Origin of the sequence: Spirillospora albida, assembly GCF_000718255.1 — a bacterium.
Classification (GTDB): domain Bacteria; phylum Actinomycetota; class Actinomycetes; order Streptosporangiales; family Streptosporangiaceae; genus Spirillospora; species Spirillospora albida.
Genome location: NZ_JOFJ01000004.1, coordinates 161,192 through 186,472, shown reverse-complemented (window position 1 = coordinate 186,472; position 25,281 = coordinate 161,192). Strand labels below are relative to the sequence as shown.

Here is a 25,281-nt window from a genome sequence, read left to right as displayed (position 1 = left end):
CCGATGCGTCCCGAGAGCGATTTCCTGACGGTGGTGCGGGAGCACGTGCGCACGCATGGAGACCGGCGGCACTTCACGTTCGTCAGCGAGGAGGGCGGGCCGGGGCGGGCCTACCGCCACGACGCCCTGGGCTTCGCGGAGCTCGACCGCCGGGCCCGTGAGATCGCCGTGCGCCTCGAGGCGCGCGGCCTGCGGGACCGGGCCGTCCTGCTCCTCTACCCGGAGGGTCTCGACTTCCTTGCGGCGTTCCTCGGCTGCCTGTACGCGCGCGTGGTCGCGGTCCCCGCGCCGCTTCCCGACCTCGACGCCGGACGGTTCGAGCGGACGGGCCGCATCATCGCCGACGCCGACATCACCTGGATCCTGACGGACACCGCGCATCGCGAGGCGCTGGACAAGTGGCTGGTGAACCGCGGTCTCGCCGGCCGGGTGGCGTGCCTGGACACCGCCGGCGGTGAGCGCGCCGACCCGGACGCCTGGACGCGACCGGACATCGGCACCGACACGCTGGCGTTCCTGCAGTACACGTCCGGCTCGACCAGCACCCCGAAGGGCGTCATGGTCACGCACGGCAACCTCCTCTGCAACGGGGAGGAGATCAAACGCCGGATCGAGGGCACCCATGGCACGGTCGGTGTCGGCTGGGTGCCGCACTACCACGACATGGGGCTGATCGGGCAGTTCCTCCAGCCGCTCTATCTGGGCTGCTGCTATGTGTTCACGTCGCCGATCACCTTCATCAAGCGGCCCGTGCTGTGGCTGGAGATGATCAGCGAGTACCGGGCCACGATCACGTTGTCGCCCAACTTCGGCTACGAACTGGCCTTGCGGCGTGTCACCGATGCGCAGCTGGAGGGGATCGACCTGTCGTCGCTGCGGATCGCGAAGAACGGGGCCGAGCCCGTCCGCGCCGCGACGCTGGAGCGCATGGTGGAGCGGTTCGGCCCGGTCGGGTTCCGTCCCGAGATGTGGATGCCGTGCTACGGCATGGCGGAGACGACGCTCCTCATCACGGCGGCGCCGCTCGACGAGGGCGCGGCCGTCCGCGACTTCGACGCCGAGGAGCTGACGCGCGACAGGGCGGTCGTCCGGGACGGGGCACCCGCCGGGTCCGTGCGGCGGCTGGTGTCGAGCGGCCGCCCGGTCACGCTGGACGTCCGGGTCGTCGATCCGGAGTCCCGCACGCCCCTCCCCGAAGGGCGCACCGGGGAGATCTGGGTGCGCGGCGGCAGCGTCGCCCAGGGGTACTGGAACTGCCCCGAGCTGACGAAGGAGACGTTCGGCGCGGTCACCGCCGACGGGACCGGGCCGTTCCTGCGCACCGGAGACCTGGGGTTCGTCGTCGAGGGCGAGCTCTATGTCAACGGGCGGATCAAGGACCTCATCATCGTCAACGGGCGCAACATCCACGCCCACGACATCGAGGAGGCCGCGTGTGCCGTGCATCCGGCCGCCGGCATCGGCGCGGCCTTCGTGGTCGATGACGGGCGGGAGCAGGTCGTCCTCGTCCAGGAGGTCAGCGTCCGGGAGGCCAGGGGCATGCCGCTCGACGAGCTGGCGGGTCTCGTCCGGACGAAGGTCGCCGCCGCGTTCGACCTGCCCCACCTCAGCGTGGTGCTCACCGGCCGGGGCACGGTGCGCCGGACGACGAGCGGGAAAATGCAACGCCGTCTCACCAGGGATGATTTCCTGGCCGGCGAGATCACCGAACTCGCAAGTGATCTAGAAACCGGCATCGCGGCGGCACGGCGGTGAATTCCAGCGATGGAATTCAGAACAATCCTAGTCAAAATGCTGACTAATCATGTCGCTGCCTGCTAGCCTCAGGGTCCACCCTGAGTCAAGCGGGGGGAAACTGCCGATGGCGCTCCGTCATGCGGTACTCGCGGCGCTGCTCGATGGGGAGTACAGCGGGTACCAGCTCGCCAAGATCTTTGATTTGTCGGTCTCCAACTTCTGGCATGCCGTTCCGCAGCAGCTCTACTCGGAGCTGGCGAAGTTGGAGACCGAAGGCCTGATCAGCGGACGGCAGATCATCCAGCACGACCGCCCCAACAAACGCGTCTACACGGTCACCCCGGCGGGGATCGACGAACTCGAAAGGTTCGCCGCCGTTCCCGCCAAACCCGGGATCATCCGCGAGAACCTGCTCGTCATGGTGCAGGCCGTGGACCATATCTCGGCGCCCGCGGTGATCACGCAACTCGAAAGCCGCGCTCTTGTCGCGGCCGCCAAGGTCGAGCTCTTCGAGCGCACCCTCCAGCACCTGCGCGGCGACCTGGACGAGGAGGAGTACCTGCGCAACGCCTCCCCGGTCGGGCCGTATCTGACCTGCCTGCGCGGCCGCAGGTTCGAGCAGGAGAACTACGAGTGGTTCACGAGCACCGCCCGGCTGCTGCGCATGAGGGCGGGCATCCAGGCCGAGGGGGAGACGTCGGCATGACGTTCTCCACCGGTCCGAACACGGCGGGCGGAGTCCCGCCGGCACCGTGCCACCGCGTGCCCGGACGGCGGCGGCATCGGTTCCCCCTACGCCTTAGTCAAGGAGGCGTTCATCATGTCGGGCGAAAACCACACGATCGAACTGTCCACGCAGGCGCCCGGTAGCAGGGCGCCCGGCCACGGGACGTCCACCACCGTCCCCGACTCCCTCGTCCCCGACTCCATGACGACGGCGGCCGCCCCGCCTGCCGTCGCCACCCTCGTCCCCGAACCCCTGGTCGCCACCGCCTCCGGCAGCGCCGGGGTGCTGCTCGGCGAGGTGAACCTGCCGGCGGCGACGTCGTCCGTCCCGCACGCGCGGGGCTTCAGCCGGACCGTCATCACGGCCTCGGGCATCGCACACGTCCGCGACGACGTGGAGGTGCTGGTCTCCGAGCTGGTGACGAACGCCGTCCAGCACGCGACGGTCGCCGGAGCGGTGCTGCGGCTGCGGCTGCTGCGCGTGGGCCACCGGCTGCGCGTCGAGGTGCACGATCCGAGCCCGGCCGTCCCGCACCCCAGGCGGATCGATCTGCTGGAGGAGACCGGCCGCGGCTGGTTCCTCGTGGCGGTGATCGCCGAGCACCACGGCACGGAGCACACCGCGTCCGGCAAGTCGGTGTGGTGCGAGCTGCGCGCCTGGCCGCCGGACCGGCAGCCCGCCTACTGATCACCGCACGCGGCGATCGCACCGCCGATGGCCGCCCGCGCCCGTCGGCGCGCCCGGAAACGCGTGCCGGCCCGCGCGGCGGTTCCGTGCGCCGACCGGGAAGACGACCCGACCGCGATTCCCGGGACGGGATGAATACCGCGGTCTTCTGCCGTACTGCGGCGATGGGGATGGCGATGTCCGTGGACTATTACCGGGCGGATGGGAGACCCGCCACTTCCGACGAGGCACAACGGCTCCTGCTGGACGTGCGAGGGCGGCTGCTGGCGCAGGACGTCATCCGGGTCGGCGGTGTCGTGGTGGTCGTTTCCACCTGGTTCACCGTGATCGATCTCGGATTCGCGGCGAACGGAAGACCTTTGCTATGGCAAACCATCGTGTCCGATCTGGCGATGCACGCCGATATCGGCCGCTATTCCACGCGGGAACGTGCCATGCGCGGCCATGCCGAGGCCGTCGCGATGATCACGGACCGGCTGCGCGGCCTGATGGCCCGGGCGGCGCTGGACGGGGCGCGCTCATGAGAAGGGTGATCTGAATGGTCGCCGACGAAAGACGGAGCGGAAAGCGAAAAGGGCGCAGGCGGCCGATTCGCCTGCGCATCACGGCGCTGCTGCTCGTCCCCCTGATCTCACTGATCACCGTTTGGGGGTTCGCCGCGAACCTGACGCTCGGCGCGGCGGACGAGAAGTACGACTTCTCGACGACGTACGAGAAGGCCGGCCTGCCCGGCATCTTCCTCGTCGGTCAGCTGCAGCGGGAGCGATCCCTGAGCGCCGCCGCGATCAGCACCCGCAGGTCCGAGGAGAGGCAGCGGCTCGGTGCCCAGCGTGCCCGGGTCGACGCCGTCCAGGCGTCGTTCCGCAAGACCGCTCTGACGGCGGAGGTGCGGGACGCGGCGCGGCCGGAGACGAAGAAGCGGCTCAGCGAGGCGGTCACGTCACTGAACCGCCTGCCGCAGCTGCGCGCGCAGGTCGACTCCGGGCAGGCCGGGGTGCTCGACGTGATCGAGTCCTACAGCGCCGTCCTGGACGATGTCATCCGGATGTTCAGCGGCATCGTGTCGGTGAACGACCTGGACATCTTCGAGCAGGGCCGCGCGCTGATCAGGATCGGCAACGCGCGGGGCTCCATGCTCCGCCAGGACGCCCTCGTCACGGCGGCGGGCGTGCGCGGCGGCCGGATGACGACCGATGAGCACACGGCGTTCGTGCAGTGGGCGGCCGCCGGACGGGCCGACTTCGAGGCGGGGATGGCCGACCTGAACGACGCCATCCGCCCGCCGCTGCAGCAGCTCGCCGCGTCCGACGGGTTCCGGCGGTACCGGGCGGCGGAGGCGGCGATCGTCGGTGCCCGCGACGGAAGGCTGCCGGCCGAGGCCGCCGACTGGTCCGAGAACACCACCCTGCTGGGGCAGGCATGGGACCAGAAGGTCACCCAGGCGAGTCTCGCGCTGAACGAGATGGCGAAGCCGATCGGGGACCGGATCGTCCGGCGGCTCGTGCTGGTCGGCGGGTTCGGGCTGCTGGCGGTGGTCGCGTCCGTCGCGCTGTCGCTGTTCGCGGGCCGGAGCCTGGCGCGGGAGCTGCGGGACCTGCAGCGGGCCGCGCTGAACCTGGCGGAGGACCGGCTGCCCGCCGTCGTCGCGCGGCTCCGCCGCGGTGAGGAGGTGGACGTGCGGGCCGAGGCGCCGCCGCTGGACATCGGGCGGAGCCGGGAGGTCGCGCGCGTCGGGGACGCCTTCACGAAGGTGCAGCACACGGCGATCGAGACGGCGGTCCGGGAGGCGTACCTGCGTGAGGGGATCTCGCGGGTGTTCCTGAACGTGGCGTGGCGGAGCCAGTCGCTGCTGCACCGGCAGCTGGCGATGCTGGACGAGATGGAGCGGAACGCGTCCGATCCGAAGGCGCTGGAGGACCTCTTCCGGCTCGACCACCTCACCACCCGCATGCGGCGGCACGCGGAGGGCCTCGTCATCCTGTCCGGGGCCGCGGCGGGTCGCGGGTGGAGCAGGCCCGTCCACGTGGAGGACGTGCTCCGCGCCGCGGTCGCGGAGGTCGAGGACTACACGCGGGTCGAGGTCGTCGTGGTCGGCGGGCAGGCCGCCGTGATCGGCGAGGCGGTCGCGGACGTCATCCATCTGCTCGCCGAGCTGATCGAGAACGCGACGGTGTTCTCGCCCGCGCCGACGGAGGTGCTGGTGCGGGGCGAGATGGGCGCGAACGGGTTCGCGGTGGACATCATCGACCGCGGCATCGGGCTCGACCCGGCCGAGATGGACGCGCTCAACCTGCGGCTGTCGCGGCCGCCGGAGTTCGACCTGGCGGTCACCGACCGGCTCGGGCTGTTCGTCGTCGCGCGGCTCGCGGGGCGGCACGGCATCCGGGTCGCGCTGCAGCCGTCGCTGTACGGCGGGGTGAGCGCGGTCGTGCTGATCCCGCGCACCCTGATCGTGGACGTGGACTCGCCGGAGGACGAGCCCGCGAAGGGCGACGGCGCGGCGCCGGCCGTCCGTCCGTTCCGGATCGATGGGCAGGCGCGCGCCAACGGGACCGGCAACGGCACCGGCGGGCAGTCGCAGTCCACGGCGATGCTCAACGCGCCGGTGATGGACGCGCCGCCGCCCGGCGCGACCGTGTCGTTCGACGCGCCGGCCTCGCTCGACTCCCCGCCGGCGTTCGACGCGCCGCCGGGTCGCGGGGCACCGCCGGGACACGACGGCCCCCCGGGCTACGACGCGCCGCCGAGCTTCGACATGCCGCCCGCCTACGACACGCCGCCGAACTTCGGCGGGCCGCCGGCGGGGCCGCCGCCGGGGGCCGGTCCGCAGGGGCGGGCTCCGCTGCCGCGCCGCGTCAAGCGCGCGAGCCTCGCGCCGCAGCTGCGCGGCGACGAGCAGGGCGCGCCGTACTCGGAGGCGGCCTACCGGGAGCCTCCGCCGCCGGACGCCGTCGCCGCCTGGGAGGACCGGTCCGCAGAGGCGTCGCGCGATCTGTTCGCGTCGCTGCAGGCGGGCTGGCTCCGCGGCCGGGACGAGGACGAAGGACCGTCCGACCTCATGGGAAGGGGACCGTCATCTTGACATCCTCCCCGTCCTCAAGGACAGGGACTCCCTTGGTCGCCCTCGGGTGTTCCTGTTTCACCGCCGACCGCCCCGTCCGGGAGGAGTCCCGTTGAGGTCTCACACCGGCTCCGCAGGCCGTCACCGCCAGCCCGGCGGCCAGAAGGTTACGCGCCGCGTTCACATCACGGTCGTGAACCGCCCCGCAGGGACAGGTCCACGCACGCACGTTCAGCGGCATCTTCTCAGCGAGCGCACCACACGCCGAGCAGGCCTTGGACGAAGGGAACCAGCGATCGATCACCACCAGGTCCCGGCTGTACCAGTCGGCCTTGTACTCCAGCATGCTCCGCAGCTCACGCCAGGCCGCGTCGCTGATCGCACGGGCCAGCCTGTGGTTGCCGACCATGTTGCGGACGGACAGGTCCTCGATCACGAGCGTTTGGTTCTCACGCACGAGCCTCGTGGACAGTTTGTGCAGGGCGTCACGCCTGCGGTCGGCGATCCGGGCATGGATCCGCGCCACCCTGAGCCGGGCCTTGGCCCGGTTCGCCGAACCCTTCTCCTTACGGGCCAGCTCCCGCTGCGCCTTGGACAGGCGGCTCCGGTCGGCGCGCTCGTGCCGGGGGTTGGCGACCTTCTCCCCGGTGGACAACGCGACCAGATGCTCAAGACCGGCGTCTATGCCGACGACCGCCGTGGTGGCGGGCATTGGAACCGGAGTGTCCTGGCACAGGAGGGACACCCACCAGCGGCCGGCGGAGTCACGCGACACCGTCACGGTCGAGGGCTCCTGCCCCTCGGGCAGCGGCCGCGACCAGAGAATGCGCAGCGGCTCGGTCATCTTGGCCAGGGTCAGCCGACCGTCGTCGCTCCAGCGAAACGCCGACGGGGTGAACTCGGCCGAGGCCCGGGAGCGGTGCCTGGACTTGAATCGCGGGTACCCGGCGCGCTTGTCGAAGAACGCGTTGAACGCGCTCTGCAAATGTCGCAGAACCTGCTGCAACGGCACCGAGGACACCTCGTTCAGGAACGCCAGTTCCGCGGACTTCTTCCACGCGGTCAGCATCGCGCTGGTCGCGTTGTAGTTGACGCGTTCCTGGCGCTGGTGCCAGGCCGTGGTGCGGGTCTCCAGTGCCAGGTTGTAGACCTTGCGCACACACCCGAACGTCCGGTTCAGCAGATCCGCCTGCTCCGGTGTCGGATAGAAGCGGTACTTGAACGCACGCTTCACACGCTTGGTCATTTTCCGCAAGATAGCACGGTTGTTCGAACCCGGCCCCGGTCTTCGGCTGAGCCGCCTATCCGCCTTGGCTGCGGATCGGCTGCTTTCGACCCGCTCGGCAGGGGTTTCGTTTCCTCCCAGCCTGAAGGCAGGGGCATCCACGAAAGGAACCTGATGACGCGGCAGGGAGTGGGGACGGATCTGAACTGGCTGCTGGACGATCTGGTCGCCCGGGTCCCGCAGGTCCGGAAGGTGGTCGTGCTGTCGCGCGACGGCCTGGTGATGGGCGCCTCCCGCGGCGTCGGCCGCGAGGACGCGGAGTACCTGGCGGCGCTGTCGGCCGGGTTCCACAGCCTCGCGGTCGGCGCGCGCCCGCAGCTGGAGTCGGGGGAGGTGCGGCAGACCCTCATCGAGATGGACGAGGGGCTGTTCTTCGTGGTGCCCGCCGGGGCGAACAGCTGCCTCGCGCTGCTGAGCGAGGCGGGCGCGAACGCGGGGCTCGTCGCGTACGAGATGACGATGCTGGTGAAGCGGGTCGGCCGGCAGCTGTCCACGGGCCTTCGCCAGGAGGTGCCGGGAGCGGGACCGGGGTGATCGCCCATGGATCCCAGCGTTCCCGGTGCCCCGCGGGGGCCGGGCGGGGAGCGGTGGCTGGACGAGGCCGCCGGTCCCGTGGTCCGGCCGTACGCGGTGACGCGCGGCCGGACCCGGCCCCGGGGGGAGCCGCTCGACATCGTGGCGATCCTGGTCGCGACGGGCCGGCCCGCGCCGGAGCCCGGCCGGCTGACGCGGGAGCAGCGTCGGCTGCTGGCGCTGTGCCGGCGGCCGCACGCCGTGGCGGACATCGCCTCGGAGCTGCGGCTGCCCCTCGGCGTGATCCGCGTCCTCGCGGGCGACCTGATCGACTCGGGGCTCGTGGGCATCCAGCGGTGGTCCACGCCGTCCGTCCAGCCGCACAACGACCCGAACCTGCTCAGGAGGGTGCTCGATGAGCTCCGTGCGCTCTGAACCGCCCGAACCCGGCCCGCTCGCCCCCGACGACGTGGACGACCGGGACGACGGCCCGCGCGTCGCGTTGAAGATCCTGGTCGCGGGCGGGTTCGGGGTCGGCAAGACGACCCTCGTCGGCGCGGTCAGCGAGATCCGGCCGCTGCAGACGGAGGAGGCGCTGACGAACGTCGGCGCGGCCGTCGACGACCTGGAAGGGGTCGCGGCGAAGCGGACCACGACGGTCGCGATGGACTTCGGCCGCATCACGCTGCGGGACGGCGTCGCGATCTACCTGTTCGGGACGCCGGGCCAGGAGCGGTTCTGGTTCATGTGGAACGAGCTGTCGCGGGGCGCGCTCGGCGCGGTCGTGCTGGCCGACACGCGGCGGCTGCCGGCGTCGTTCGCGGCGATCGACTACTTCGAGCAGCGCGGGACGCCGTTCGTCGTGGCGGTGAACTGCTTCGAGCACGCCGACCGGTACGAGGCGGCGGAGATCCGGGGGGCGCTCGACATCGGCCCGCACGTGCCGGTGCTGATGTGCGACGCGCGGCGGGCCGGATCGGCGAAGCAGGTGCTGGTCGTGCTGGTGGAGCACGCGCTCCGGCTGGCGGCGGCGCGGTCGGTGCCGAGCCCTCCGCCTCGTCCCGCGACGGCTCCGGCCTTCACGCAGGACGGCTGAGACGGCCCGTCAGACCGCCTCGGCGCCGCCGTCGACGGCGTCGGACGGGGCGCGCATCACGATGTCGCCGACGCCGACGGTGTGCCCGTCGGCGCAGCGGACCTCGGCGACGACGTCCGCGCCGCAGCCCGCGTGGGTGAGCATGACCTGCCGGCCGTCCTCGTGCGGGAGGTAGTTCTCGCCCCACTCCATGAGGCCGACGAGGGTGGGCGCGAGGTCGAGGCCCATCTTGGTCAGGTGGTACTCGTAGCGGGTGCGCTGCCCGGGTTCCTGGTAGGGCTCGCGGCTGAGCAGCCCGGCCTTGACGAGGTGGCGCAGGCGGGCGGTGACGGCCGACTCGGTCATGCCGAGGTTGCGCACGAAGTCCCCGAACCGGCTGGTGCCGAAGTACGCCTCGCTGAGGACGAGCACGGCCGACGGCGGGCCGAGGGCCGCGAGTGTCCGGGCGACCGGGCAGTTCTGCATGGACCAGGTGTCGCGGTCCGCGAAGTGCCCGCCAAGTGTGATTGTCACCTTGGGGAGTATACGAGAGAAAACAGCTGACTTCTATTGACCAAAGTCAGGTGGTTCGCCTAGCCTCCCTGACTATGGCGAAACAAAGTCAGGTCTCCCCGGGGCTGCTGCTGACGGTGCTCTGCGTCGCCAGCTTCATGGCGGGACTCGACCTGTTCATCGTCAACGTCGCCTTCACCGACATCGGCCGCGAGTTCGCCGGCACGTCCATGGCGGACCTGTCCTGGGTCCTGAACGCGTACGCGATCGTGTTCGCGGCGCTGCTCGTCCCGCTCGGCCGGCTCGCCGACCGGTACGGCCGCAAGGCGGGCTTCCTGCTCGGTCTCGCCGTCTTCACCGCCGCCTCCCTCGCCTGCGCCGCCGCCCCCTCGCTGGGCTGGCTGATCGGCTCGCGGGTCGCGCAGGCGGCGGGCGCGGCGGCGCTGATCCCGACCAGCCTCGGCCTGCTCCTCGCCGCGTACCCGCCGCGCCGCCGGGCCGGCGCGGTGCGGATCTGGTCGGCCGCCGCCGCGGTCGCCGCCGCGGCCGGGCCGGCGGCGGGCGGCGTCCTCGTCGAACTGTCCTGGCGCTGGGTGTTCGCGGTGAACGTCCCCATCGGTATCCTCGTCCTGGCGTGCGCGCTGCGGTACGTCCCGGACTCGCGCGAGGGCCGCAGCAGCCGCGTCCCGGACCTGGCCGGCGCCGCGATCCTGACCGCCGCGATCGCCCTGCTCGCGCTCGGCATCGTGGAGGCCGGCGACTGGACGGGACGGCAGACGGCGGTCGTGGTCGGCACGTCGCTGCTGATCCTGCTCTGGTTCTGGCTGCGCTCCCAGCGGCACCCGTCCCCGGTGCTCGAGCCGGCGCTGCTCGGGGTGCGCACCTTCGGCTGGTCGAACGCTGCGATCCTGCTGTTCACCGTCGCGTTCGCCGCCAACCTGCTGGTCGGCATCCTCTGGATGCAGCAGATCTGGCAGTACTCGGCGATCCGCACCGGGCTGTGCGTCGCCCCCGGCCCCCTGATGGTCCCGCTGTTCGCGCTGGTGGCGGGCCGGATGGTGGCGCGGGGCGTCCCGGTGGGGCTCGTCACCGCGCTCGGCTGCTCGCTGTGCGCCGCCGGGGTCGTCCTGATGGGCTCGAGCATCGGACAGACCCCGGCGTACGCGACGGAGATGCTGCCGGGCTGGCTCATCGGCGGGACGGGCGTGGGCCTCGCCCTTCCCACCATCCTGTCGGCCGCCGCCGCGGACCTGCCCGACCACCGCTTCGCGACGGGCAGTGCCGTGGTCAACATGAGCCGGCAGATCGGGGGCGTGCTCGGCGTCAGCGTCGCCGTCGCGGTGCTCGGCACACCGCAGGGCTACGCGGACGCCCATCGCGCCTTCGTCCAGGCCTGGCTGGTGGTGGCGGTGCTCCTGGTCGTGGCCGCGCTCGCCGCGCTCGGCATGACCCCGCGCCGTCCCCGGCCCGTCCCGTCCGTCCGAGAGAAGGAAACGGAAGTGGTCGCCGGAACATGACCGTCTGAGCCGGGCGAGGACGAAACCTTGACCCGGGCCCGCGCAGAAGGCCCGGTTCGTCCATCCGCCCCCACCACAGTGGGCATCTCTTTCCGGAGGAGATGCCCACTGTGGTGCGACGGCACTGTGGTGCGACGGGCGCTGTGATGCGACGGTCCCGGACTTGACTCCCCGGGCGGAGGCGGAATGATCGGTCTCACCATCGGATCGGGTCCTTGGAGGGCGGATGCGCCTGCTCGCCGTCATCGTCCTGACGCTCATCCTGCTGCCGCTGGCCGCGGCGTGCGGCGAGCGGGGCTCGGGATCGCTGCTCGACGAGGACACCCTCGTCGTCGGCGTCCGGCCCGACCTGCCGGGCATCGGCCTGAGGCGGCCGGACGGCTCCTTCGAGGGATACGACGTGGACGTCGCCCGGTACGTGGCCGGGCGCCTCGGAAAGGACGTCCGCTTCGTTCCCGCCCTCGCCGCCGACCGGATCCCGCTGCTGCGGTCGGGGAAGGCCGACGCCGTGTTCGCGATGCTGTCCGTGACCCCCGACCGCAAGACGCAGGTGGCGTTCGCGGGCCCCTACCACCTGTCGTTCCAGGACGTGCTGGTGCGGGCGGACGAGAAGGCCGCGGGCGTCCGGGACCTCAAGGGCCGCCGGTTCTGCTCGGTGCGGGGCACCAACACGCGCGACCGGCTGCTGGCCGTGCACGGAATGGCGGCGACCATCGTCGAGGCCGCGAGCTACGACGAGTGCATGGCGAAGATCCGGGCCGGGGCGATCGACGCGATCACCACCAACGACGTGATCCTCGCCGGTCTGATGCGGCGCGAGGGCGGCGGGTACCGGCTCATCAACGCGAAGTTCAGCGAGCAGGGCACCGCCATCGGCATCCGGCACGGCGACCCGGACGGCTGCGAGGCGCTGAACCGGGCCGTCACGCGGATGTACCAGGACGGCACGGCCGCGACGCTCATCCGCAAGTGGTTCGGCGGGACGGGGCTCGAATCGTCCACGATCGAGGTGCCGCAGTTCGAGGGCTGCGACTGAGCGGTCACGCGAGGGCGCGGCGGACGCCCGTCGCGATCTCCAGATCCTCGCGGGCCCGGATCACCAGGGTGCGTGCGGCGGCGCCCGGGGCCGTGATGTCGGTGTCACCGGAGGCCGCGGCGTTGCGCGCGGTGTCGACGCGGACGCCGAGGAACGCGAGGTCGGCCCCCAGCCTCTCCCGCACGGCGGTGTCGTGCTCGCCGACCCCGCCCGTGAACACCAGCGCGTCGAGCCCGCCGAGGGACGCGGCCATCGCGGCGGCGCACGCGCGGAGCCGGTGGTGGTAGACGTCGAGCGCGGCGAGGGCGGGCACGTCCCGCGCCTCGGCCCGCTTCCGGATCTCCCGCATGTCGGGGGTGCCGGTGAGGCCCCGCAGCCCCGACTCGCGCTCCAGCCCGCGCTCGATGTCCGGCGGCGCCATGCCGTGCTTGATGAGCCACATCGGGATGCCGGGATCGATGCTCCCCGGCCTGGTGCCCATGACGAGGCCCTCGAGGGGCGTGAACCCCATCGTGGTGTCGACCGAGACGCCGTCCGCGACCGCGCACAGTGACGCGCCCGACCCCAGATGGCAGATCAGCATCCGGGGCGGGACGCCGCCCAGCAGCTCGCCCGCGCGGCGGGCCGCGTAGGAGAACGACAGCCCGTGGAATCCGTAGCGGCGCAGCCCGAACCGCTCCCGCCACGCGGCGGGCAGCGCGTACGTCGCCGCCGCCTCCGGGAGCGTGGCGTGGAACGCGGTGTCGAAGCACGCCACGATCGGGATGTCCGGCAGCGCCTGCGTCGCCTCCTCGAGGGCGCGCAGCGACGCGGGCTGGTGCAGGGGCGCCAGGTCGGCCAGGTCGCGGAGCCGCCGCCGCACCTTCTCGTCGACGACGGACGGTTCGGTGAACGCGGTCCCGCCGTGGACGAACCGGATGCCGACCGCGTCCGGCCGGGGCAGCCCGGCCACCAGCGACGCGACCGCGCCGCCGGGGCCGGACTCCTCGGCGAGGAGCGTGCCGTCCGGGTCGAGCAGGCTCAGTTTCAGGCTGCTCGAACCCGGATTGATCGTCAGGACGCGCATCGGCGGGGCTCCATCGGCGGGTATCGCGTCAGTACGGCCAGGTCCAGTCGCGGATCTCCGGGGCGTCCTCGCCGTACTCGCGGGTGTACGCGCGCAGCTGGAGCCGCCGGTCGGCCATCTGCTGACGGATGTGCGCGACCCGCCCGCCGAGTGACGGGACGCGGTCGATCACGTCGATGACCAGGTGGAACCGGTCCAGGTCGTTCAGCATCACCATGTCGAACGGCGTGGTGGTCGTGCCCTCCTCCTTGTAGCCGCGGACGTGCAGGTTCGCGTGCCCGGTCCGGCGGTAGGCGAGCCGGTGGATGAGGTACGGGTACCCGTGGAACGCGAAGATCACCGGCTTGTCGGTGGTGAACAGCGCGTCGAACGCGGCGTCGGTCATGCCGTGCGGGTGCTCCATCTCCGGCTGCAGCCGCATCAGGTCGACCACGTTCACGACCCGGACCCGCAGCTCGGGGAACAGCCGGCGGAGCAGGTCGACGGCGGCGAGGGTCTCCAGCGTCGGGATGTCGCCCGCGCACGCGAGCACCACGTCGGGGTCGGCGCCGCCGTCCGTGGACGCCCATTCCCAGATCCCGATGCCGCGCGTGCAGTGCGCGATCGCCTGGTCCATCGACAGCCAGTTCAGGGCGGGCTGCTTGCCCGCGACGATGACGTTGACGTAGTCGCGGGAGCGGAGGCAGTGGTCGCCGACCGACAGCAGCGTGTTGGCGTCCGGCGGCAGGTACACCCGGACGATCTCCGGCTTCTTGTTCAGGACGACGTCGAGGAAGCCGGGGTCCTGGTGGGTGGATCCGTTGTGGTCCTGCCGCCACACGTGCGACGACAGCAGGTAGTTCAGCGACGCGATGGGCCGCCGCCACGGCAGGCCCCGGGTGACCTTCAGCCACTTCGCGTGCTGGTTGAACATCGAGTCCACGATGTGGATGAACGCCTCGTAGCTGTTGAAGAGCCCGTGCCGCCCGGTGAGGAGGTAGCCCTCCAGCCAGCCCTGGCACAGGTGCTCGCTGAGGATCTCCATCACCCGGCCGCTCGGCGCCTGGTGCTCGTCGGTCTCATACCGCTCGCCCTGGAAGACGCGGTCGGTCACCTCGAACACGTCGCCGAGCCGGTTCGACGCCGTCTCGTCCGCGCCCATGATCCGGAAGTTGGTCGGGTTGGCGCGCACCACGTCGCGCAGGAACCCGCCGAGCGCCCGGGTCGGCTCCGCGTACGTGGTGCCGGGCTTGTCGACCGGCACCGCGTGCTCGCGGAAGTCGGGCAGGAGGAGCGGCTTCAGCAGCAGCCCCCCGTTGGCGTGCGGGTTCGCCGACATCCGCCGGTCGCCGTCCGGGGCGAGGCCGAGCAGCTCCGGACGGGGGCGCCCCGCGTCGTCGAACAGCTCCTCCGGACGGTAGGAGCGCAGCCACTCCTCCAGCTGCGCGCGGTGCGCGTCGTTGTCGCGGACCCCGGCGAGGGGGACCTGGTGGGAACGCCACGTCCCCTCGACGGGGAGGCCGTCGACCTCCTTCGGCCCCGTCCAGCCCTTCGGGGTCCGCAGGACGATCATCGGCCAGCGGCGGCGCGCGGTGGCCCCGTCCTCGCGGGCGTGCCGCTGGATCGCGGAGATCTCGTCGAGCGCCGCGTCCAGGGCGGCGGCCATCTTGCGGTGCATCGACTCCGGCTCGTCGCCGCTGACGAGGAACGGGTGGTAGCCGTAACCGTCCAGGAGCTGGACGAGCTCCTCCTCGGGGATCCGGGCCAGCAGCGACGGGTTAGCGATCTTGTAGCCGTTGAGGTGCAGGATCGGGAGCACCGCCCCGTCGGCCACCGGGTCCAGGAACTTGTTGGAGTGCCAGCTCGCCGCGAGCGGCCCGGTCTCGGCCTCGCCGTCGCCGACGATGCACGCCACGACCAGGTCGGGGTTGTCGAGCGCGGCGCCGTAGGCGTGCGCGAGGGAGTAGCCGAGCTCGCCGCCCTCGTGGATCGACCCGGGCGTCTCCGGAGCCACATGGCTCGGGACGCCGCCGGGGAAGGAGAACTGCCGGAACAGCCGGGCCATCCCGGGCTCGTCCCGCGACACGTCCGGGTACACCTCGCTGTAGGTGCCCTCCAGCCACGCGTTCGCGACCGCCGACGGGCCGCCGTGCCCCGGCCCCATGATGTAGATCATGTCGAGGTCGCGCGCGCGGATGACCCGGTTGAGGTGCGCGTAGCAGAAGTTCAGACCGGGCGTGGTGCCCCAATGGCCGAGGAGCCGCGGCTTGATGTGCCCGGGGGAGAGCGGTTCCCGCAGCATCGGGTTGTCGAGAAGGTAGATCTGGCCGGCGGACAGGTAGTTCGCCGCCCGCCAGTAGGCGTCGATCAATCGCACGTCGTCATCGGTCATGTTTCACAACCTCCCCTGGATGAACCGAGGGCAACCAGTGCCCAAGGTCCTCTTCGCGACCGAGATCAATAACCGAGGGCGCAGGCGCCGTCCGAGCGGGGCTCGGCCGCCCCGCGCAGCCCTCCGCCGGCCGGCGCGTCGATCGCCTGGGCCGCGCCGAAGTCGTCGTCCTCCGTCGCCACCCGGACGAGATGCCCGTAGCCCGGAAGTTCACGCCCCCAGGCCGGGGGCGCCCCCGGCTCCAGGTCCAGCCGGATCGGGGTGCGGGCCTGCCAGGCGTCGTACGACCCCACCCCGGACGCGAGCCGCCACCGCGGCGCGGTGAGCGCCGCGTCGGGCGGCTGCCCGTGCCGCAGCATCCGGACGGCGAGCTGCAGGGTGATCTGCGGCTGGATGTCGCCGCCGGTCGCGCCGAGGACCGCGCGGAGCGTCCCGTCCGGGCGGGTCGCGAGCACCGGGACCAGCGTGTGCGGGGGACGGCGGCGCGGCCCGTACTCGGCGGGCCGGCCCGGCGCGAGCCCGAACGCGGCGGCCCGGTTGTTCAGGTTGATGCCGGTGCCGGGCTCGAACAGCAGCGCGCCGAGCCCGCTCGCGTTCGACTGGAGCAGCGACACCCCCATGCCGCGCTCGTCCACCGCGCACACGCAGGTGGTGTCGCCCGCCGCGACGGCGCCGCGCCGGGGCCCGTGCCGGACCGGGTCGATCGACGCGCGCAGCGCCGCGATCCGCTCCGGGCGCAGCAGCGCGTCGCCGTCGGCGTGCTCGTGCAGGACCTCGTCGCGGCCGTCGGCGGCCGCCAGCGCCGCCTCCGCCAGCAGATGCGCCCACGCCGGCTCGTCCGGGACGGCGGGCAGGCCCAGGCCGTCGGCGAGCGCGAGCCCCATCAGCAGCGTGTACCCCTGCGAGTTCGGCGGCGCCGTCCACACGTCGTGGCCGAACGCGCTCAGCCCCAGCGGACGGCACCACGCGGCGTCCGGGGCGGCGAGGTCGGACGGCGCGAACAGCCCGCGCCCGAGGTCCAGCAGGCCCGCGCCGAACTCGCCCTCGTAGAACCCGGCTCGCCCGCCGGCGATGACGGCGCGCAGCGCCCGGCCGGTGCCCGGCCGCAGGACGCGCTCGCCCGGACGGGACGGCCACGCGAGCCCGTCCGTGCCCGGCGCGCCCGCCGCGTCCCGCCCCGCCGCGACGAACCCGGGCGTCGCGGCGAACCCGCGCTCGGCGTGCAGGACGGCCGATCGCAGCACCTCGGACAGGGGCAGCCGCCCGAACCGCTCGTGCAGCATCAGCCACCCGTCGACGCAGCCGGGCACCGTCACCGACCGGACGTCGTGCCGGACGGGCATCCGCCGCCGCCCCTCCGCGCGCAGGCCCTCCGCGTCGGCGCCGGACCCCGTCCGGCCCGAGGCGTTCAGCGCCAGGGGCGGCCCCGGACGGTCGTGGACCAGCGCGAACAGGTCGCCGCCCAGCCCGCACCGCTGCGGCGCGACGACCGCGAGGACCGCGTTGGCGGCGATCGCCGCGTCCGCCGCCGAGCCGCCCGACCGCAGGATCGCGAGCCCGGCCGAGGACGCGCGCCGATCGGCCGAGCAGATCATCGCCCGGTCGGCGCCGGCCGTCGTCGCGGTCACCCCATCGAGGCTAAACGCCGGATGCGTCAAGTCGAAAGCCTTCACCAGGGCTGAAAGCGCCCGTGTGATCGGGGGAGCGCGAAGGCGACCTCAGAGGTAGAGGCCGTAGAACTCCTCGGGGTGCTCCAGCAGGGGCGGGAGGTCGACCGGCTTCAGCGTGACCAGTTCGCGCTTGGACGGCGGCTTCCTCTTCGCGGCGGGGCGCTTCGCGTCGAGGGCGGCGGAGGCGACACGGTCGGCCTGGTTCGCCACGGCGATGTCGAGAAGGTTGCGCACCAGGCGGCCGTTGCCGAAGGACGGGCCGCGCGGCGCCCTGCGCAGCATCGTGGCCAGTGTGCCGGCGGTGCCGGGCGCGAGGCGGAAGCCGTCGGCGGCGGCGAGCTGCTCGAACACCGCGATCAGCTCCTCGTCGGTGTAGTCGGGGAAGTGGAGCTGCTTGGGGAACCGGGAGTCGAGGCCCGGGTTCGCGGCGAGGAACTCCGCCATCTCCTGCTCGTACCCGGCGACGATCACGATGAGGTCGTCGCGGTGGTCCTCCATCAGCTTGACGAGCTCGGCGATGGCCTCGTGGCCGTAGTCGCCGCGCAGCGGGGACTGCGTCAGGGTGTACGCCTCGTCGATGAACAGGACGCCGCCGAGCGCGCGCTCGACCAGCCGGCGCGTGCGCGGCGCGGTCTGGCCGATGTACTCGCCGACGAGATGCGCGCGGGACGCCTCCACCAGGTGCCCGGACGACAGCACCCCGAGCCTCTTGTAGATCCGGCCGATCAGCCGCGCCACCATGGTCTTTCCGGTGCCCGGGTTGCCGGTGAACACCATGTGCCGCGTCGGCGGGGTGATCCGCAGCCCCGTGTCGGCGCGCAGCCGGGCCGCGTGCGTGCCGGCGATCAGCAGCGAGATCTCCTGCTTGACGGTCTCCAGGCCGGTGAGCTCCCGCAGCTCGGCGAGGGGGTTCCCGGCGGACGGCGCCGTGTCGAGCGTGTCCGGGACGTCCTGCTTGCGGATCACGAGCCCGCCGCCCTGCTCGCCCGTGGTGCGGGCGCGGGCGGCCGCGACGAGCTGGTCGGCCAGATGGGGCGCGAGGCGCGCGTTGCGGAGCTGCTGCATGGGCGGGGTCGCGGCGAGCAGCGCGCCCGCCGCGTCCAGGGCCTGCCGGGTGGCGCGCGCCCCGCGGGCGGTGAGGGCGCGGCGGAACAGCTCCGCGTGCCCGGCGGCGCTGAACGGATGCGTCCGGGCGATCCGGAACCGGCCGGGCAGGACGGGGTGGACGTCGCGGATCCGCTCGTCGCCGCCCGGCCCGCACAGCGCGACGACGTTCAGCTCCGGATGGACGGCGAGCAGCCGGTGCAGCTCGTCGGCGAGCGCCTCCCCGTTGCCGGGTTCGGCGATGACGCCGTCCAGGCCCTCGATGACCAGGAGCCGGTCGGCGCCGCAGTCGCGGACGTCGGCGTGCAGCTTCGCGACCGCGTCCGGGAGCCGCTGGCCCGCGAACAGGTTCGCGGTGACCCACAGCGGGTCGCGGCCGAGGGCGAGGGACGCGGCCAGCTCCCGCGCCGCGTCCCGCCTGCCGGTGCCCTCGGGCCCGGCCAGCATGAGGCGGACGGGGCCGCCCGCCCGGGTCAGCTCGTCCAGGGCCGCGGTCACCTCGGGCTGCTCCACCAGGGTCGTGACCAGATCCGGCCGCGCGGCGGGCGCCGCCGCGGGCGCGGGGACGGCGGCGAGCTTCTCGCCGAGCGGGTTCACGATGCGGCGGCGGGGCGCGTACAGGCGGCGCAGGTCCGTCTGGAACTGGCCGACCGGGATCCACTCGGCCTTCGGGAACCACGGGTCGCCCGGCAGCCCCTGGACGACCGCGACGAACCGCATCGCCATGTCGAGCCAGGCGCGGCACGCGTCCGCGGCGCCCGCGACCAGGGCCTGCAGCAGCCACGCGCGGGTCCGCTCCTGCCACGCGCCCGCCTTGAACCCGCGGCGCTCGCCCGGGAAGCGCCGCAGCAGGTCGGCGTACCGGTCCTCGCCGACCGCCGCGGCCAGCTCCGCCGGGACGTGCTCCATGCTGCCCTGCAGCAGCAGCTGGATCAGGTGCGACTCGAGCGTCTCCTCACGCGGCGCCGCCGCCCGCAGGGCGTCGAACGCCGCGATCAGGCCCGCCGTCGCCCAGTCGAGGTAGCCGACCGGCCCGAGCAGCTCCGGGACGGCCGCGAGGACGTCCTCGGGGGCGTGCGCGTGCCAGTGCTCCCGCAGCTCCATCTTCGGCAGGTTCACGTCGCACGGCGGCGGCGCGTCGTACAGCCGCAGCAGGGCCGAGCGCCGCTCCTCCAGCGGCTCGATGCCCGCGAGGGCGTCCAGGCACTCGCGGGCCAGCTCGATCGCGAGCTCCCGGTCGGGCGCCTCCACCAGCCAGTCGATCGGCGGCCGCCACCGGCCGCCGGGCGCGTCCCAGCGCGTCATCCGGGTGCTCAGCGGCGCGGGGTTCGCCAGGTGCCGGTGCAGCAGCCGCTCGGGCAGCTGCGACCACGAACCCGCCTTGATCGCCCCGCCGCCGGGCAGGAACGCGAGGATGCCGAAGACCTCCGCCGTGACCAGCGAGGCGGGCAGCGTCAGCAGCTTGTGCTCGTCGGTGGTCAGCCCGGCCGCGCGCGGGTCGGCCGCGAGCGCGTCGATCCGCTCGGAGATCTCCGCGAACAGGCCGTCCGGCACCCGCCAGGGGCCGTACGCGTACACGTCGAGCACCGGCTCGTCGCTGAGCAGTGGCTCCAGATGGTCCGGCAGCCGCAAGCGTTCCTCCAAGGCAGAACAAAGCAGAGGTACAGCCTACGTTTCCGGACGGGATGCCGGGCGTCCTCCGGCCGGATCGCGACCGGTCCGCCCCCGGGCTCAGAGCCAGTCGCGCCAGCGGAACAGGGCGTACAGGCCGCCGCTGCACACGATGATCAGCGTCATGCTCACCACGAAGCCCGAGTGCTGCTGCGATCCCGGATACGGGACGTTCTGCCCGTAGAAGCCCGTGATGGCGGTCGGCACCGCGATGATCGCCGCCCAGCTGGTGACCTTCTTCATCACCTCGTTCATCCGGTTGCCCTGCAGGGCGATCCGGGTGTCGACGAGGTTGGCGACGAGGTCGCGCAGGCCGTCCGTCCACTCGCCGATGCGCAGGGTGTGGTCGTAGACGTCCTGGAAGTACGGGGTGAGCTCCGGCGTGATCAGCCGGACGTCCCGCCGCAGCAGCGTGTTCAGGACCTCGCGCATCGGCAGCGCGACCCGCCGCAGCGCCACCAGGTTCTTGCGCAGCTTGTAGCTGCGCTGCTGGATCTCCCGGACCGGCAGGTCGTCGTCGAAGACGAGCTCCTCCACCTCGTCGGCCTCGGAGTCCAGGGCCTGGACGGCCGCGAGCTGGAGGTCGATGACCATGTCGAGCAGCCCGTACAGCAGGAACCCGGCGCCGGACCCGTCCATGTCGGTGGGGGCGTCGTCCCAGCGGCGGATCAGGGTGTCCACGTCGACACCGGTCTCCTGCCGGACGGTGACGAGCGCCCGGTCCGTCACGAACGCCGACAGCTCGTGCAGCACCATGTCCCCGTTCCCCACCTCGGGGACGTAGACGTTCAGGAACGCGTAGCCGTCGTACCGGTCGAGCTTGGCGCGCTCGTGGCGGGACACGGCGTCCTCGACCGCGACGTGGTCGAGCCCCAGCTCATCGCTGATCACCCGCAGGTCGCCGTGGCGGGGCGCGCACAGGTCGAGCCACACCACCACGTCGGGCATCTCCAGGTAGTCGCTCACGTCCGCGACCGGGAAGCCCTGCGCGATGATCTCGCCGCCGCGCCAGGCCCGGGTGCGGGGCGGCGCCGAGCCGATCCGATTGTCCGGATAGGCGTCGATGTCGGTTTCCGAGGGGTGGGGTGCCATGGGCCCCCTTATACCCCTTGCGGACGGGTGATCACCGGGTGCCTCGCGGAGGAGCCGCCGTCGAGGACCGGACGATCAGCTCCCCGGGCAGCGTCCGGGGTGCCGGGCAGCCCCCGTCGAGGAGCTCCAGCAGCGCCGCCATCCCCGCCGCGCCGAGGTCCTCGGCGGGCAGCCGCACCGTGGTCAGCTCCGGCTCCAGCGCGGTCGCCAGCAGGACGTCGTCGAACCCGGTCACCGACAGATCGCGCGGAACGTCCAGGCCGCGTGCCCGCGCCGCCTTGTAGGCGCCCGCGGAGATCTGGTCGTCGTCGCAGACCAGCGCCGTGGGCGGGTGCGGGCCGTCCAGCAGCCGGCCGGCCGCGGCCTTCGCCGACGCCACGTCGATCGCGCAGCCCGCCCGCACCAGCGCCCCGCCCGGCACCGCGCCGACGGCCGCGGCCAGGGCGTCGGCGCGGCTGTGGAACGTCCACTGGTCGACGTCGGCGGCGACATGCCCGAAGCGCGTGTGGCCGAGCGCGGCCAGGTGCGCGATGATCGCCCGCATCCCGTCGGCGACGCCGAGCCCGACGGACGGGACGGGCCCGTCCGGGTCGCTGTCGAGCATCACGGCGGGCGTGCCCGGGAACCCGCCGACCGCCTCCACCGCCATCGACGACGCGAGGATCCCGTCGATCGCCTCGTGCGGCGCCGCGAACGGGCTGCCCGCGGGTCCGGGCAGGTCCGGCCACTCGTAGACGACGACGCCGAACCCGTGCCGGGCCGCGACCCGCGCCGCGCCCCGGTAGACCGGCCCGAAGAACGGCGAGGTCAGCGACGGCACCATCAGCAGGACGGTCCGGGTCGTGCCGAGCCGCAGGTTCCGGGCCGCCCGGTTCGGCCGGTAGCCGAGCCGCGCGGCGGCCGCGCGGACTCCCGCCGCGGTCGCGGGGGACACCCGGCCCGTCCACTTGCCGCCCAGCACGAGCGACACCGTGGACTGGGAGACCCCGGCCTCCCTGGCCACGTCCCGGCTCGTCGGACGGCCCGTCATGCACACCTCCTGCCACCGCAGCCCAGCGTAGAGCCGCCCGCCCCGCCCACCCGCCCCGCACCCGGTCGATCGTGTGCTCGGTCGGTCTCCGTTTCCGTGGGAGTCCGGTCGCCTGAGGCGGGGGCCGGAAAACGGGGGGACGGGAACGGGGTGGGTGCGTATGATGCTCGGATTAGTAATACGTATGACCAAGCGGGGAGACGATCGGGTGCGCGGGTATGTCGAGTTCCTGCGGAGGCCGTACGCCGGGCGCCTGCTCGGCGGGACCCTGCTCGGGCGGCTGCCGAACGGGATGGCGATGCTCGCGGTCGTCCTGCACATCCGGGCCGACGGCGGCGGTTACCCCCTGGCGGGGGCGCTCGCCGCGCTGCTGGGGCTCGCGATGGCCGCCGGGCAGCCCGTGCTCGGGCGCGCCATGGACCGCTACGGCCAGCCCCGGGTGCTGCTTCCCGGGGCGCTGGTCTCCGGCGCCGGGTTCGCCGCGCTCGCCTGGTGCGGCGCCGGCCCGCTGCCGGTCGCCGTCGCCGCCGTGACCGTGGCCGGGTTCGCGACGCCGCCGCTGGAGGCGGGGCTGCGCGCGCTCTGGGCGGACGTCCTCGACGACGCAGCCCAGGTCCACGCCGCGTACGCGCTCGACGCCGCCGCGCAGGAGATCCTGTTCACCGTCGGGCCGCTCCTCGTCGTCGGGGCCGCCGCCGTGAACACCGAGACCGCGCTGGTGCTGACCGGCGCGCTCGGCGTCGCGGGCACGCTCGTCGTGGCGCTGTCCGGGCCGTCCCGCCGCTGGCGGGGCGAACCGCGCACCACCGGATGGGCGGGGCCGCTCCGCTCACCCGGCCTGCGGGTCCTGCTGGCGTCGCTGGCGTGCGCCGGGATCGCGCTCGGCGTCTACGCGGTCGCCGTCGTCGCCTACGCCGAGGAGCACGGCTCCGACCTCGCGTCCGGGCTGCTGCTGGCCTGCATGTCGGCGGGCGCCCTCGCCGGCGGCCTGCTCTACGGCGCCCGGCCCTGGCCCGGCGAGCCGCACCGGCGGCTGCCGCCGCTGCTCGCCGCGCTCGCCGCCGGGTACGTCCCGCTCGTCCTCGCGCCGGGGCTCGTCGCGATGTCGGTCCTGGCGTTCGTCAGCGGGGTGTTCCTCGCGCCGGTCCTGGCCTGCAGCTTCGCGCTCGTGGACCGGCTCGCCCCCGCCGGCACCGTCACCGAGGCGTTCGCGTGGGTCGTCGCCGCGGTCGGCGCCGGCAGCGCGCTCGGCTCGGCCGTCGCGGGGGTCGGCGAGGAGGTCGCGGGCGTCCCCGGCGCGTTCGCCGGGGCGGGTCTCGGCGGGGTCCTCGCGCTGCTGCTGTGCCTGGCGGGGACGCGGACGCTGCGTCCCGACCCGGTCTGCGAGCCGGTCGCGGCGAGGGCCTGACGCGACCGGGCCGCGATCAGATCCAGGTGTCGAACCAGATCCGGTCGCGCCACTGGTCGTAGGTGAGGGTGTCGGCGGTCCAGATCGGGTGGAAGTGGGCGAAGTTCGCCAGCACGACGAGGACGAACGCCCCGGCGGCGGCCGCTCCGGCGACCCGCCGCGGCCCCGGCGGCGCGGCGTGCCCGTGCGCGCCCGAGGCGGCCGGGCCGACCAGGTACCCCATGGCCAGGACGATCGCCAGCACCATGAACGGGATGAGCGGCGTCGCGTAGAACAGGAACATCGTCCGGTCCGCGAACGCCGACGGGAACCACGACAGCCAGCCCGCGGCGAACCCGAGGACGATCGCGCCCGCCCGCCAGTCCCGTTTGAGCAGCCAGATCACCAGGACGGCCACGAGCGCGGCGAGCGCCCCCCACCACAGCACCGGCGTCCCGATGCCGAGGATCTCCCGGGAGCAGCGCTCGCCCGACCCGCAGGCGCCCTTCGGCTCGGTGTAGAAGAACGCGACCGGGCGGCGCAGGACCGGCCAGTCCCACGGCCACGACTGGTACGGGTGGCTGGTGTCCAAGCCGTTGTGGAAGTCGAGCATCTCGGTGTGGTAGCGCCACAGGTCCGGCATGGCCTCGAACGGCCGCGACAGCCACCCGGACGCGACCTCGCCGCGCCCCCAGCCGCCCGCCTTGAAGATCCACCCCGACCAGGACGCCAGATAGGTGACCCCCGCCACCACGACCAGCTGCCCGAACGCCGGGCCGGCCTCCAGCAGCAGCGTCCCGGTGAGCGGCCTGCGCACGCCGGCCGCCCTCCGCGCCCCGTGGTCCCACAGCACGACCATGATCCCGAAGGCGGCGATGTAGAACACGCCCGTCCACTTGGTGGCGCAGGCGAGGCCGAGGCAGACGCCCGCCAGGTACCGCCATCCGTGCGGGAGGAACGGCCCATGGGGGGACGCGTCGCCCCGCTCGAGCCTCTCGGCGAGGAGCCGCCGCGACCGGTCCCGGTCGTTCACGATGCACGCGAACCCGGCGAGCACCCAGAACATGACGAAGATGTCGAGCAGCGCGGTCCGGCTCGTCACGAACGCGAGGCCGTCCACGGCGAGGAGCAGGCCGGCGGCGCAGCCCAGCAGCGTCGACCCGGTCATCCGGCGGGCCAGCCGGCACAGGATCAGCACGGCGAGGGTGCCGGCCAGCGCGGGCATGAACCGCCACCCGAACGGGGTCGCGCCGAACAGCTGCTCGCCGATCGCGATCATCCACTTGCCGCCCGGCGGGTGGGCGACGAACGTCGCTCCGCCCTCCCAGATGTCGGCGTGCGGATCGGCGATCAGCTTCTTGTCGGCGCCCTCGACGGTGTCGTGCTCCCACCCGAACCGCAGCAGCGCGAGGGCGTCCTTGGCGTAGTAGGTCTCGTCGAAGACCACGGCCTTCGGCGTGCCCAGGCCGTCGAACCGCAGGAACCCCGCGAACGCGGTGACCAGCAGCGCGCCCACCCATGACCAGAGCGGGCCGTCCGGCAGCGGCGGCGCGAGCCGGTCGCGCAGCGGATGCCGCCGCGCCCCCGCCGTGTCGGACGGGGCGGGTGCCAGATCCGTGGTCGCCATCTCGCCATCGTAAAGGCGCCGGCCGGCGCCGGCGGAAGGGCGGGTGCGCGCCTCCGCGACCGGGGCGGGCGCCTTACGCGGGAGGTGGGACGGCTCCCGGCGGTGCGAGAAT

At 73.2% G+C, this 25,281-nt stretch carries 20 protein-coding genes; 11 read left to right on the top strand and 9 right to left on the bottom strand.

Annotated elements, in window-relative coordinates; translation table 11 throughout:
* The first annotated feature begins 3 nt into the window (after positions 1-3).
* From IE99_RS28940 to IE99_RS28935, 5 genes are all read left to right on the top strand, one after another.
* Positions 4-1,755, top strand: a complete 1,752-nt coding sequence (locus tag IE99_RS28940; RefSeq protein WP_037558854.1) for a fatty acyl-AMP ligase — start codon at positions 4-6, stop codon at positions 1,753-1,755.
* A 106-nt stretch (positions 1,756-1,861) separates the two neighbouring features.
* A complete protein-coding gene (locus IE99_RS0107315; protein WP_030165595.1) occupies positions 1,862-2,443 on the top strand; it encodes a PadR family transcriptional regulator in 582 nt (193 codons plus the stop codon).
* A 114-nt stretch (positions 2,444-2,557) separates the two neighbouring features.
* Positions 2,558-3,151 carry an ATP-binding protein gene (locus IE99_RS30110; RefSeq protein WP_051712175.1) on the top strand — a complete coding sequence of 198 codons (594 nt, stop codon included), beginning with the start codon at positions 2,558-2,560 and terminating at the stop codon, positions 3,149-3,151.
* 176 nt (positions 3,152-3,327) lie between these two features.
* On the top strand, positions 3,328-3,675 hold the full coding sequence (locus tag IE99_RS0107305) for a hypothetical protein (protein WP_157610110.1): 348 nt from the start codon (positions 3,328-3,330) through the stop codon (positions 3,673-3,675).
* Between the two features lie 14 nt (positions 3,676-3,689).
* Positions 3,690-6,233 carry a sensor histidine kinase gene (locus tag IE99_RS28935; protein WP_051712173.1) on the top strand — a complete coding sequence of 848 codons (2,544 nt, stop codon included), beginning with the start codon at positions 3,690-3,692 and terminating at the stop codon, positions 6,231-6,233.
* On the opposite strand, the gene IE99_RS0107295 is transcribed toward IE99_RS28935, so the two are convergent.
* Complete coding sequence (locus IE99_RS0107295) at positions 6,208-7,458, bottom strand: RNA-guided endonuclease InsQ/TnpB family protein (RefSeq protein ID WP_030165583.1); 1,251 nt, start codon at positions 7,456-7,458, stop codon at positions 6,208-6,210. The genes IE99_RS28935 and IE99_RS0107295 overlap by 26 nt on opposite strands.
* Positions 7,459-7,611: 153 nt before the next feature.
* Between IE99_RS0107295 and IE99_RS0107290 the strand changes: the two genes are divergently transcribed.
* Genes IE99_RS0107290 through IE99_RS0107280 form a run of 3 tightly spaced genes read left to right on the top strand, consistent with a single transcriptional unit; the run spans position 7,612 to position 9,106 of the window.
* The gene (locus IE99_RS0107290) at positions 7,612-8,031 is read left to right on the top strand and encodes a roadblock/LC7 domain-containing protein (protein ID WP_030165581.1); all 420 of its coding nucleotides are present in this window, start codon (positions 7,612-7,614) and stop codon (positions 8,029-8,031) included.
* A gap of 6 nt (positions 8,032-8,037) precedes the next feature.
* A complete protein-coding gene (locus IE99_RS0107285) occupies positions 8,038-8,445 on the top strand; it encodes a DUF742 domain-containing protein (protein WP_051712171.1) in 408 nt (135 codons plus the stop codon).
* Complete coding sequence (locus IE99_RS0107280; protein WP_084219340.1) at positions 8,426-9,106, top strand: GTP-binding protein; 681 nt, start codon at positions 8,426-8,428, stop codon at positions 9,104-9,106. The genes IE99_RS0107285 and IE99_RS0107280 overlap by 20 nt, the downstream gene beginning before the upstream one ends.
* A 9-nt stretch (positions 9,107-9,115) precedes the next feature.
* Here IE99_RS0107280 and IE99_RS0107275 read toward each other — a convergent pair whose 3' ends face one another.
* A complete protein-coding gene (locus IE99_RS0107275) occupies positions 9,116-9,619 on the bottom strand; it encodes a winged helix-turn-helix transcriptional regulator (protein ID WP_211258747.1) in 504 nt (167 codons plus the stop codon).
* 74 nt (positions 9,620-9,693) lie between these two features.
* Between IE99_RS0107275 and IE99_RS0107270 the strand changes: the two genes are divergently transcribed.
* Both IE99_RS0107270 and IE99_RS0107265 read left to right on the top strand, forming a co-directional pair.
* Entirely contained in the window at positions 9,694-11,115 is a 1,422-nt protein-coding gene (locus IE99_RS0107270) for an MFS transporter (RefSeq protein ID WP_051712167.1), read from the top strand.
* Positions 11,116-11,341: 226 nt separating this feature from the next.
* Positions 11,342-12,151 carry a transporter substrate-binding domain-containing protein gene (locus tag IE99_RS0107265; protein WP_030165564.1) on the top strand — a complete coding sequence of 270 codons (810 nt, stop codon included), beginning with the start codon at positions 11,342-11,344 and terminating at the stop codon, positions 12,149-12,151.
* A gap of 4 nt (positions 12,152-12,155) precedes the next feature.
* Here the strand turns inward: IE99_RS0107265 and IE99_RS0107260 are convergent, their stop codons facing one another.
* The 6 genes from IE99_RS0107260 to IE99_RS0107235 all read right to left on the bottom strand — a co-directional run bounded on the left by IE99_RS0107260 (position 12,156) and on the right by IE99_RS0107235 (position 22,155).
* Positions 12,156-13,217, bottom strand: a complete 1,062-nt coding sequence (locus tag IE99_RS0107260; RefSeq protein WP_030165561.1) for an acetate/propionate family kinase — start codon at positions 13,215-13,217, stop codon at positions 12,156-12,158.
* Positions 13,218-13,245: 28 nt separating this feature from the next.
* On the bottom strand, positions 13,246-15,588 hold the full coding sequence (locus IE99_RS0107255; RefSeq protein WP_030165557.1) for a phosphoketolase family protein: 2,343 nt from the start codon (positions 15,586-15,588) through the stop codon (positions 13,246-13,248).
* A gap of 65 nt (positions 15,589-15,653) precedes the next feature.
* On the bottom strand, positions 15,654-17,216 hold the full coding sequence (locus IE99_RS0107250; RefSeq protein ID WP_030165554.1) for a gamma-glutamyltransferase: 1,563 nt from the start codon (positions 17,214-17,216) through the stop codon (positions 15,654-15,656).
* 90 nt (positions 17,217-17,306) lie between these two features.
* Positions 17,307-19,994: an AAA family ATPase gene (locus IE99_RS30105; protein WP_051712166.1), complete on the bottom strand. Its 2,688-nt coding sequence runs from the start codon at positions 19,992-19,994 to the stop codon at positions 17,307-17,309.
* A gap of 99 nt (positions 19,995-20,093) precedes the next feature.
* Positions 20,094-21,125, bottom strand: coding sequence for a magnesium transporter CorA family protein (locus IE99_RS0107240; RefSeq protein WP_030165547.1), 1,032 nt, complete (start codon positions 21,123-21,125; stop codon positions 20,094-20,096).
* A 31-nt stretch (positions 21,126-21,156) separates the two neighbouring features.
* A complete protein-coding gene (locus IE99_RS0107235; RefSeq protein ID WP_030165544.1) occupies positions 21,157-22,155 on the bottom strand; it encodes a LacI family DNA-binding transcriptional regulator in 999 nt (332 codons plus the stop codon).
* Between the two features lie 208 nt (positions 22,156-22,363).
* Here IE99_RS0107235 and IE99_RS0107230 point away from each other — a divergent pair, with 208 nt between their 5' ends.
* Positions 22,364-23,563: an MFS transporter gene (locus IE99_RS0107230; RefSeq protein ID WP_211258745.1), complete on the top strand. Its 1,200-nt coding sequence runs from the start codon at positions 22,364-22,366 to the stop codon at positions 23,561-23,563.
* A 16-nt stretch (positions 23,564-23,579) separates the two neighbouring features.
* Here the strand turns inward: IE99_RS0107230 and IE99_RS0107225 are convergent, their stop codons facing one another.
* Positions 23,580-25,169, bottom strand: a complete 1,590-nt coding sequence (locus tag IE99_RS0107225) for a dolichyl-phosphate-mannose--protein mannosyltransferase (RefSeq protein ID WP_030165537.1) — start codon at positions 25,167-25,169, stop codon at positions 23,580-23,582.
* Positions 25,170-25,281: the final 112 nt, after the last annotated feature.